This window comes from Myxococcus sp. AM011 (assembly GCF_013372595.1).
In the GTDB taxonomy this organism is placed as follows: Bacteria; Myxococcota; Myxococcia; order Myxococcales; family Myxococcaceae; genus Myxococcus; species Myxococcus eversor.
The window spans coordinates 72,657-82,556 of sequence record NZ_JABXEM010000008.1 but is presented as its reverse complement, the minus strand read 5'-3'; the positions used below and the strand labels follow the sequence as shown (position 1 = coordinate 82,556).

At 69.4% G+C, this 9,900-nt stretch carries 7 protein-coding genes; all 7 read right to left on the bottom strand.

All coding sequences use genetic code 11. The features are described 5' to 3' along the window. Nucleotides 1-56: 56 nt before the first annotated feature. Nucleotides 57-1,697: a sodium/solute symporter gene (locus HUW62_RS03260; protein ID WP_240356340.1), complete on the bottom strand. Its 1,641-nt coding sequence runs from the start codon at nt 1,695-1,697 to the stop codon at nt 57-59. A 13-nt stretch (nt 1,698-1,710) separates the two neighbouring features. Continuing rightward, complete coding sequence (locus HUW62_RS03255) at nt 1,711-1,989, bottom strand: DUF485 domain-containing protein (protein WP_163865475.1); 279 nt, start codon at nt 1,987-1,989, stop codon at nt 1,711-1,713. 38 nt (nt 1,990-2,027) lie between these two features. Then, nucleotides 2,028-3,992, bottom strand: coding sequence for an acetate--CoA ligase (acs, locus tag HUW62_RS03250; RefSeq protein WP_176433525.1), 1,965 nt, complete (start codon nt 3,990-3,992; stop codon nt 2,028-2,030). Nucleotides 3,993-4,021: 29 nt separating this feature from the next. Next, nucleotides 4,022-5,131: a hypothetical protein gene (locus HUW62_RS03245; protein ID WP_176433524.1), complete on the bottom strand. Its 1,110-nt coding sequence runs from the start codon at nt 5,129-5,131 to the stop codon at nt 4,022-4,024. A 200-nt stretch (nt 5,132-5,331) separates the two neighbouring features. Continuing rightward, on the bottom strand, nt 5,332-6,699 hold the full coding sequence (locus tag HUW62_RS03240) for a sigma-54 dependent transcriptional regulator (protein WP_176433523.1): 1,368 nt from the start codon (nt 6,697-6,699) through the stop codon (nt 5,332-5,334). After that, the gene (locus HUW62_RS03235; protein ID WP_176433522.1) at nt 6,696-9,677 is read right to left on the bottom strand and encodes an ATP-binding protein; all 2,982 of its coding nucleotides are present in this window, start codon (nt 9,675-9,677) and stop codon (nt 6,696-6,698) included. The genes HUW62_RS03240 and HUW62_RS03235 overlap by 4 nt, the downstream gene beginning before the upstream one ends. Next, a complete protein-coding gene (locus tag HUW62_RS03230; protein ID WP_141640700.1) occupies nt 9,667-9,867 on the bottom strand; it encodes a hypothetical protein in 201 nt (66 codons plus the stop codon). The genes HUW62_RS03235 and HUW62_RS03230 overlap by 11 nt, the downstream gene beginning before the upstream one ends. Nucleotides 9,868-9,900 lie beyond the last annotated feature (33 nt).

Below are 9,900 nucleotides of genomic sequence, written 5' to 3'. Positions count from 1 at the left end.
CCCCACCCCCGCCCTCCTCCCCAGGAGCAATGACGGAGGAGGGCTACTCGGTGGCGTTACGCCTTGCTGGGCGTGGGAGTCGGTGTCGCGCTGGATTCCGACGCGGACGACTTCGCCGCGGCGGCTGCGGGTACAGGGGCCTGGACCGCGCCCATGTGCATGCGGTGCTTCACCTCCGCGAAGCGTTCGCTGGACTCGCGCTCCGGGAACAACAGCGACACGAGCACTCCCACGACGAAAGCCAACGGCATGGTGATGATGCCTGGATTCTTCAGCGGGAACATCGCGCTCGCGTTCTTCAGAAGGTCCACTTGTACGGTGGGCGACAGGAAGATGAGCAGCACCGCGCTGAACGAGCCCGTCAGCATGCTGGCCACCGCTCCATAGGTGGTGAACTTCTTCCATGCCATGGACAAGAGCAGCGCGGGGAAGTTGGCGCTCGCGGCGATGGCGAACGCCAGGCCCACCATGAAGGCCACGTTCTGTCCCTTGAAGGCCACGCCCAGCACCACGGCCAGCACGCCGAGGAAGAGGCTGGCGAGCCGCGCCACCTTGAGCTGCTCGTGCTCGGGCGCCTCGCCCTTGCGCACCACGCTGGACCACAAGTCGTGGGACAGCGCCGCCGCGCCGGACAGCGTCAGGCCGGCCACCACCGCGAGGATGGTGGCGAAGGCCACCGCGGAGATGAAGCCCAGGAAGCCCGTGCCGCCCACGACTTCCGCCAGCATGGGCGCCGCCATGTTGCCGCCCTTGTCCACACTCGTAATCGCCTGCCGGCCCACCAGCACCGACGCGCCGAAGCCGAGGATGAACGTCACCAGGTAGAAGTAGCCGATGAGGCCCGTGGCGTAGAACACGCTGCTGCGCGCGGCCTTCGCGTTGGGCACCGTGTAGAAGCGCATCAGGATGTGCGGCAGGCCCGCCGTGCCGAACATCAGCGCCAGCCCGAGCGAAATCGTCTCCACCGGGTTGCTCACCAGCGCGCCCGGCGCCAGCGTCTGCGCGCCATACTGCGTGGCCGCCTCGTTGAAGAGCGCCAGCGGGTTGAAGCCGAACTTGTACAGCACCGCCCCGGCCAGCGCGGACGCGCCCGCGAGCAGCAGCACGGCCTTCACGATTTGCACCCACGTGGTGGCAATCATCCCGCCGAACAGCACGTAGAGAATCATCACCGCGCCGACGATGACGACGGCGGCCTCATAGGACAGGCCGAAGAGCAGGTGGATGAGGTTGCCGGCGCCCACCATCTGCGCAATCAGGTAGAAGCTCACCACGGTGAGCGTGCCCAGCGCGGCGGCCAGTCGCACCGGCGTCTGCTTGAGGCGGTACGCCACCACGTCCGCGAAGGTGTACTTGCCCAGGTTGCGCAGCGGCTCGGCGATGAGGAACGTCACCACCGGCCAGCCCACCAGCCAGCCCACCGAGTAGATGAGCCCGTCGAAGCCGGACATGGCGACGAGGCCGGCGATGCCCAGGAAGCTGGCGGCGCTCATGTAGTCGCCCGCGAGGGCGAAGCCGTTCTGCAGGGCGCTCACCCCGCCGCCGGCCGCGAAGAACTCCGAGGTGGTCTTCGTCTTGCGCGCCGCCCAGTACGTGATTCCCAGGGTGACGCCGACGAAGAGGAGGAAGAAGAGGATGGCCGTGCTGTTGGGCTGGCCCAACTGCGTGCCCGTTCCAGGGGTTGTCGTGGGATTCATTCGAGGCTCGCTCTCAGCGACGCAGTTGGCTCAGGGCGCGGTCGTACTTGCCGTTCGCCCAGATCATGTAGATGCCCGTCAGCGCCCAGGCGGTGACGATGACGATGGCACCCAGGAGGATTCCCACCGACAGGCCGGGAGTGAGCTGCTTGCCCATCAGCGGCTTGTTGAAGGCCACCAGCAGGATGAAGCCGAAGTACGCCACCAGCGTGGCCCCCGTCAGGACTGCGGCCACCCTCCAGCGCGACGCGGCGAGTGCTTCCAGGGCGTCTTCTTGGGATTTCGTAGGCATCGCTTGTCTCCAGTGTGACGTCGGAAGGCCAGGGGGAATCAGGACTTGGCCCGCACGGGCGCGCCCTTGATGAGCAACTCGTCCAGCACGGCGGGGTCGGCGAGGGTGGTGGCGTCTCCCAGGTTCTCCATCTCGCCGGACGCAATCTTTCGCAACATGCGGCGCAGAATCTTGCCGGAGCGCGTCTTGGGCAGGCCGTTGACGACGACGACGCGGTCCGGCGTGGCGATGGGACCGATGACGTGGCGCACCTGCTCCTTGAGCGCGCCCACCATCTGCTCGGTGGACGTCTCCTGCCAGTCGGGTTTCACCGTGACGAAGGCGCACACGCCCGTGCCCTTGATGTCGTGAGGGAAGCCCACCACGGCGGCCTCGGCCACGGCCTCGTGCGCGACGAGCGCGCTCTCCACCTCCGCGGTGCCCAGGCGGTGACCGGAGACGTTGAGCACGTCATCCACGCGGCCGGTAATCCAGTAGTAGCCGTCCTCGTCGCGCCGGCAGCCGTCGCCGGTGAAGTACAGGTTGGGGAAGCGCGAGTAGTACGTCTCCACGAAGCGCTGGTGGTGGCCGTACAGCGTGCGCGCCTGTCCGGGCCAGGAGCGCGCCAGACACAGGTTGCCGCTGACGCCGTTGCCCTCGATGACGCGGCCCTCGTCGTCGAGCAGCACCGGCTCCACGCCGAAGAAGGGCAGGGTGGCGGAGCCCGGCTTGCACGGCGTCGCGCCCGGCAGCGGGGAGATGAGGATGCCGCCCGTCTCCGTCTGCCACCACGTGTCGATGATGGGGTTGCGGCCCTCGCCCACCACGTCGTGGTACCAGCGCCAGACCTCCGGGTTGATGGGCTCGCCCACGCTGCCCAAGAGGCGCAGCGACTTGCGCGAGGACTTCTTCACCCACGCGTCGCCCTCCTTGATGAGCGCGCGCAGCGCGGTGGGGGCCGTGTAGATGACGGTGGCCTTCACGTCGTCCACCACCTGCCAGAGCCGACCCGCGTCGGGGTACGACGGCGTGGACTCGAACAGCACGGTGGTGGTGCCGTTGAGGAGCGGGCCGTACAGCAGGTAGCTGTGGCCCGTCACCCAGCCCAGGTCCGCCGTACAGAAGTGCACGTCGTCGGGCCGCGCGTCGAAGACGTAGTGGTGCGTGGTCGCCGCGTAGACGAGGTATCCACCCGTGGTGTGCAGCACGCCCTTGGGCTTTCCGGTGGAGCCGGAGGTGTAGAGGATGAAGAGCGGGTCCTCCGCGTCCATCCACTCGGCGGGACACACGCCCCGGTGGCGCGCCATCTCCACGTCGAGCCACACGTCACGGCCCTCCGTCATGGGGACTTCGCGCGACGTGCGCCGCACCACCAGCACGGACGTCACCTGGGTGAGGCCCTCCACCGCCTCGTCGGCGATGGCCTTGGTGGGCACGCTCTTGGGGCCGCGCGGGCCCTCGTTCGCGGTGACGAGCACCTTGGCGCCGCAGTCGAGGATTCGCTCGCGCAGCGACTCCGAGGAGAAGCCCGCGAACACCACCGAGTGCACCGCGCCGAGCCGCGCGCACGCGAGCATGGTGTACGCCAGCTCCGGAATCATCGGCAGGTAGATGCAGACGCGGTCGCCCTTGCGGACGCCGTGGGCCTTGAGCACGTTGGCCACGCGGCCAACGTGGTGCCGCAGCTCCCGGAAGGTGATGGTCTGGTACTCGCCCGGCTCGTTCTTGGCCCAGATGATGGCGGCCTTGCCGGGGCGCTCGCGCGCGTGGCGGTCCACGCAGTTGTACGCGGCGTTGAGCTTGCCGCCGCTGAACCAGGAGAAGTCCACCTGCTCCGCGTCCACCTCGCGGATGGCCTCCGGCGGATGGAACCAGGTGAGCCGCTGGGCCTGCTCGCCCCAGAAGGCGTCGGGCTCTCGCAAACTCTTTTGATAGAGGTCGCGGTACTCCGCCAGATTCTTCACGTGGGAGTCCCTGGAGAAGTGCTCTTTCGGCGGGACGAACGAATCCTTCGCGGCAGTCATCGGGGGTGACCTCGGGGAGAGCAGGGATGTCAGTAGAAGAACTGGAGCTGCGCGGTGCCGGCGATGCCGGTGTCCGTCTCGGAGATGTCGCCCAGGCGGGAGATGGCGACCTCCGTCTTCAGGTTGAAGGTGTGCTTCTGGAACCAGAGGTTGAAGCCGGGCCTCACCACGAACGCGTCCTGCGCGACGACGCGCGAGTTGAAGTACTCCACGGACACGAGCGGCTCCAGGTGGCCGATGCGGTAGCCCAGCTCCGACAGGAAGCCCGTGCCGCTCTGTGGGCTGTCCATCCCCTGGCGGTAGGTGTACACGCCCGTCTGGAAGACGAGCTCCTGGTCATGGCCCATGGGCCAGTCCAGGAACACGTCCGTGGAGAATGCCACCGAGTCGTGCACACCGCTGGCCGTCGCGACGGCGGAGGGCTGATAGTCCGCGCCCGCGCCCACGGAGAGGTGGGGCTTCTCGGTGAAGTAGATGCCCTGGAAGAAGAGGTCCTCCTCGCGGGTGAGGAAGTTCCACCGCACCATCGCCACGCCTCGGGGGATGTCATCCGGGTTGATGGCGGGTGCATTCTCGCGGACGGTGCCCTCCGCGCCATTGAGGATGGCGGCGCGGAAGCCGAGCGGACCCACGAAGCCGCGAAGCTGCACGCCCATGTCGCGCCAGACTTTACCGACGCCCGGCGTGAAGCGGATGAGGTTGGAGTGGAAGTCGACGGTGTTGAGAGCGATTGCGCCCTGCAGGTTGTGGCGTGACAAGGGGGCGATGAGGAAGCCCGCGTCCACCCAGATTTTGTCGGCGAACTCGTAGGAGGCGAAGGCGTCCTGGACGAAGAAGTCGACGTTGTAGTTGCCGTCCTTGCCGAAGTTGGGCTGGTCCGTCTCCATGAAGAAGGACAGCCGCTTCGTCACGTTGCCGAAGACGAGCAGACGCACGCGCCGCAGGAAGAAGTCCGTGCCCACGTGCCCGACGGGAGCTCCGTCCTTGATGAACTGGGCCTGAGGCTGCAGCAACAGATTGACGTTGAGGTGGGCCTCGTCGTTGATGGTGATCTTCCCGGCGACCGCGGAGCCCAGGGGGAGCAGGGCCACCGCGAGCGTCAGCAGCAGCGGCAACGGGCGCGTGGGGGTGAGGGGCATGCCCGTCGCCCAGAGCAACACTCTGGCCAAGTGCCGCCACGCGGAGATTCAAGACCTTGGAGGTTGGCTCGCCGCGTCAGGATGTTACGGAAGGTGACGTGGGCGTTACCTCGGTAACGAATCATGCAATGCGTCGTAACGAATCGCGCGCGAGCCGAGTCGTTGGCTGACGACACCGCTCCTGCCCTGAAGGCGGTGCGTCATGCGCGCGTGCGCGGGAGGCCGAGTTTCTGGCGTTTCTCCCACAAGGCCTTGCGGCTGATGCCCAGCCGCTTCGCCAGCTCCGTCTCGCCCATGTGTTCCTGGTGCTCGAGCACGAAGCGACGGAAGTACTCCTCCATGGAGCCGCCCGCCTCCTCGGCTTCTGGCTCGCCGGGCTCGGGCGCGTCGGGGGTGAGCGGACTCGCCTCGCCGCCAGGCAGCTCCAGCGCGAGCAGGTCGGGCGTGACGACGGGGCCATCCGAGAGGATGACGGCGCGCTCCAGGGCGTTCTCCAACTCGCGCACGTTGCCGGGCCAGGGGTGGACGCTCAAGGCCACCATCGCCTCTGGTGACAGCGTGGCCGGGGCGCGGCCGAGCTTCCGGCAGGCCTTCTCCAGCAGGTACTTCGCCAGCACGGGCAGGTCGTCGCCGCGCTCGCGCAGGGGCGGCATGCGAATCTCCACCACGCGCAGACGGAAGTAGAGGTCCTGGCGGAAGACGCCCTCCTGCACGCGGCGAGGCAAGTCCCGGTGCGTGGCGGCGACGATGCGCACGTCCACCTTGCGAGGCCGCGTGGAGCCCACGCGCCGCACCTCGCCGTCCTGGAGCATGCGCAACAGGCGCGCCTGCGCGGGCGCGGGCAGTTCGCCCACTTCGTCCAGGAAGAGGGTGCCTCCGTGCGAGGCCTCCACCAGTCCCGCGTGCGCGGTGAGCGCGCCGGTGAAGGCGCCCTTCTCGTGGCCGAACAGCTCGCTCTCCAGGAGTCCCTCTGGAATCGCCGCGCAGTTCACCGAAATCAGCGGGCCGTCCGCCCGAGGGCTCTGCGCGTGGAGGGCCCGGGCCACCAGCTCCTTTCCGGTGCCGGACTCGCCGAGCACCAGCACCGTGGCGGTGGAGGGGGCCACCTTGCGAATGCGCTCGAATACGTCGCGCATCGCGGGGCTGCTGCCCACCATGCCGCTCACCGGATAGGCCTGCTCCACCTCGCGCTTGAGCGCGGCGTTCTGCCGGGTGAGCTTGCCCTCGCGCAGCACGCGCTCCACCTGGAGCAGCAGCTCGTCGTGGTCGAACGGCTTGGCGATGTAGTCCACCGCGCCCAGCTTCATCGCGTCCACGGCGGACTTCACCGTGGCGTAGCTCGTCATGATGAGCACCGGCACACCCGGGCACAGGGCGATGACGTCCGTGCCCGGTGCGCCCGGCAGGCGCAGGTCCGACAGCACCAGGTCGAACGAGTCCAGCGCGTAGTCGCTCGAGGCCTCTTGCACCGCGCCCGCCTCGGACACGTCGTGCCCCGCGCGCACGAGCAGCCGTCGCAGCTCCGTGCGGATGATGGGCTCGTCCTCGATGACCAGGATGCGACTCATGCGGTGGCTCCCGGACCTGGACGCGTGCTCGACTCCACGCCGCGCGCATCGGGCAGGCTCACCGTCACGCTAGTCCCTCCCCCCGTCCGACTGTCCACCTGAATGGTGCCGCCGTGCTCCCGGACGATGCCCGCCACCAGCGCGAGCCCAAGGCCCGTGCCCTCGCCCGGCTGCTTCGTGGTGAAGAACGGCTCGAAGACCCGCTGTGAGAGTTCGGAGGGAATGCCGTGCCCCCGGTCCAGCACTCGCAGGTGGATGCGGCCCCGCGTGGCCTCCGCCTCCAGCTCCACGCTGGCGCCTTCCGGTGAGGCATCCATGGCGTTGGTCAGGAGATTGACGAGGACCTGCTCCAGTCGCTGCGAGTCGCCCTGGACGACGAGCCCCTCCGGGCTGCGGTGCTCGAAGCGGACGCCTCGGGACTTCGTCGCGGTGCGCGCCAGGCGGGCGAGCTGCACGGCCTCGCTCAGCAGAGGGCCCACCTCCACGTGAGCGAAAGGGCGAGCCTCCCCGCCCACCGTGCCGGCGTGGCTGAAGCCGACCAGTGCGCGCACAATGGCGTCGATGCGGCGGCACTGCTGGAGGATGAGCTGGGTGCGCTCCTTCACCGCGTCGGCGTCATCCAGCTCGTACTTGAGGTTCTGGGTCAGGCTGGCGATGGCCGTCAGGGGATTGCCAATCTCGTGCGCCACCCCCGCCGCCACGCGTCCCAGCGAGGCGAGTCGGTCCTGGTGCGCGAGTCGCGCATCCACGGCCTTGCGCGCCGTCAGGTCATCCACGAGCAGCGCCATGCCCTCCGAGGTTCCGCCGCCTTCTTCATCCGGCGTCAATCGTGAGCGGTGGAGCCGCAACGTGCGCTCGGCTTGGTCCACCGTGACGCGCGTCTCGGTGTCCGCCTCGGCGCCGGCCGCGAAGCCTGAGAGGAGCGGGCCCCAAGGAGCGGGCAGGGCGGCGAGGGGATGTCCGCGAGCGGCGTGCTCCTCCACGCCGGACAGGCGCTCCAGCGCTGCGTTCCAGATGACCACTTCGCCATCCGGGCCCACAGCGCACACGCCGAGCGGCAGGTCCTCCAGGATGCGCCGCAGGTAGCGCCGCACGGCCTCCACCGCGTGCACGGGGCCCTGCATGCCCCGGGCATCGCGCAGGCGCTCCTCCACGAAGCGGAGCTGCTCGGCGAGCGCGGCGCGGGTGCCGGGCCCCAGGCGCAGCGCTTCTTCCACGGTGAGGCGCGCGAGCACCGGGCCCAGGAGTCCGGACAGGTTGCGCTCCACGCCGTCGCGCAGGCGGCGCAGCTCCGCGGGGCGGCGCTCATCGGGGGACATGTCCAGGCCCGCCAGCGCGCGGTCGACCTCCGCCGACGCGGCCTCGGCACCGAGCAGGGGCGCGAGCCGCTCTCGGAACTCCCGGGGCGAGCCTGCCTCCACTCCACCGGAGACGAGTCCCGGAGCTTCCCGTGTGCAGGCCCGCGCGGCCTCGGCTTCGGACTCGGACTGTCGAGTGGCCAGGGACACACCGACGAAGGCCAGCGTGTTGAGCGTGAGCGACGCGAAGGTGGAGAAGCCCCAGGGTTCGTCTCCGGGGAAGCCGAGCAGCATGGCGACGCGGTGGGTCCACGCGACCAGGCCAGGAGAGGCCCACAGCGGCACCACGAGCGTGAGCATCCACGTGGCGGCCCCGGCGCCCAGGCCCGAGAGCAGTCCCGCGCGAGTGGCCCGCTTCCAGAACAACAGGCCCAGCACGCCCGGGGCGAACTGCGCCACCGCGACGAAGGATACGAGCCCCAGGTCCACGAGCCCCAGGCCGCGAGTGTCCAGGAGCCGGTAGAAGCCGTAGCCCGCGAGGATGATGAGGGCGATGAGCAGTCGGCGCGCCCAGAGGAGCCAGCCGTAGAGGTGGGGCTGGCCACGCGCATAGCCCAGGGGCAGCACCAGGTGCGTCAGGCACATGGGGGCCAAGGCCAGCGTGGTGACGATGACCATGGCGCTGGATGCGGACACGCCGCCCAGGAAGGCCACCAGCGCGAGCCCCGTGGCGCCGCGCGAGGCGGGTACCGCGAGCAGGTGGAAGTCCGCGGGCCAGGGCAGGGCGAGCGCCTCGCCGCTCCAGAGCACGATGGGCACGGCCAGGTTCATCACCAGCAACACGAGCGGGAAGGCCCACGTCGCGGTGGAGAGCGCGTCGCGCTCGGGGGCCTCGGTGAAGGCGACGTGGTAGCTGCGCGGGGTGAGGAAGGCGGCGGCGCAGGAGAGCACCAGCAGCGGTGCCCAGGATGCGTCACGCGCGGGACGGCGCAGCTGCTCCACCGCTTCGGGGTTGGCCTCCAGCCACTTCCACAGTCCGTCCACGCCGCCGAAGACGGACGACACGGCCCATGCGCCCACGGCCACGAGGGCCACCACCTTCACCGCGGACTCGAAGGCGATGGCCAGCATCAGCCCTTCGTGGCGCTCGCGAGCGGTGAGGTGGCGCGCGCCGAAGAGGACGGAGAAGACGATGAGCACCGCGCAGAAGCCCATGCCGACGAGCGTGGGTGATGCGGACGGGCTCAGGACCTTGGCGGACTCGACGACAGCGCGCACCTGGAGGGCGAGGTAGGGGAGGCTGCCGGCGAGCATGAAGAGCGTCACCGCGGTACCGGTGCTCTGTCCCGGGTAGCGGAAGGCGAGCAGGTCCGCGAGCGAGGTGAGCTGGAGCTCGCGAGTGAGGCGCAGCAACGGGCGCCAAAGCACGGGCACGAGCAGACAGGCCAGCGTGACGCCCAGGTAGATGCCCAGGTAGCGGAAGCCGTGTCGGGCCGCGTAGCCCACGCTGCCGAAGTAGGACCACGACGTCGCGTAGACGCCGAGCGCGAGCGCGTAGACGAGCGGGTGCTGGGTGATGCGCGAGGAGATGAGGCCGCGCTCGGCCGCGTAGGCGACGAGGAACAGCACCATCAGATACGCGACGGAGGCGGCGACGAGTGAGCCAATCTCAAGCGTCATGGCCACCGCTCCGGTACGCGGCCCAGGCCCCCAGGGCGATGACGCCCAGCCAGACGACGAAGGGCATGTACCCGGGAGCGTCCTCGGCCAACCACAGACGCCGCAGCGGCGAGCCGAAGAGGAGCACCGCGATGGTGAAGACGAGCAGCGACGGCATCGCGGGCGCGTCCTGCTCTGGGGGGCGCTTCATGGGCGCGAGGATAGCAGCGGGGCGGTGGCCGGG

What these genes read in the sequence shown, in the direction of transcription:
- HUW62_RS03260 (WP_240356340.1), bottom strand. Translation starts at nt 1,697, where the DNA reads ATGAATCCCACGACAACCCCTGGAACGGGCACGCAGTTGGGCCAGCCC.
- HUW62_RS03255 (WP_163865475.1), bottom strand. Translation starts at nt 1,989, where the DNA reads ATGCCTACGAAATCCCAAGAAGACGCCCTGGAAGCACTCGCCGCGTCG.
- acs (WP_176433525.1), bottom strand. Translation starts at nt 3,992, where the DNA reads ATGACTGCCGCGAAGGATTCGTTCGTCCCGCCGAAAGAGCACTTCTCC.
- HUW62_RS03245 (WP_176433524.1), bottom strand. Translation starts at nt 5,131, where the DNA reads ATGCCCCTCACCCCCACGCGCCCGTTGCCGCTGCTGCTGACGCTCGCG.
- HUW62_RS03240 (WP_176433523.1), bottom strand. Translation starts at nt 6,699, where the DNA reads ATGAGTCGCATCCTGGTCATCGAGGACGAGCCCATCATCCGCACGGAG.
- HUW62_RS03235 (WP_176433522.1), bottom strand. Translation starts at nt 9,677, where the DNA reads ATGACGCTTGAGATTGGCTCACTCGTCGCCGCCTCCGTCGCGTATCTG.
- HUW62_RS03230 (WP_141640700.1), bottom strand. Translation starts at nt 9,867, where the DNA reads ATGAAGCGCCCCCCAGAGCAGGACGCGCCCGCGATGCCGTCGCTGCTC.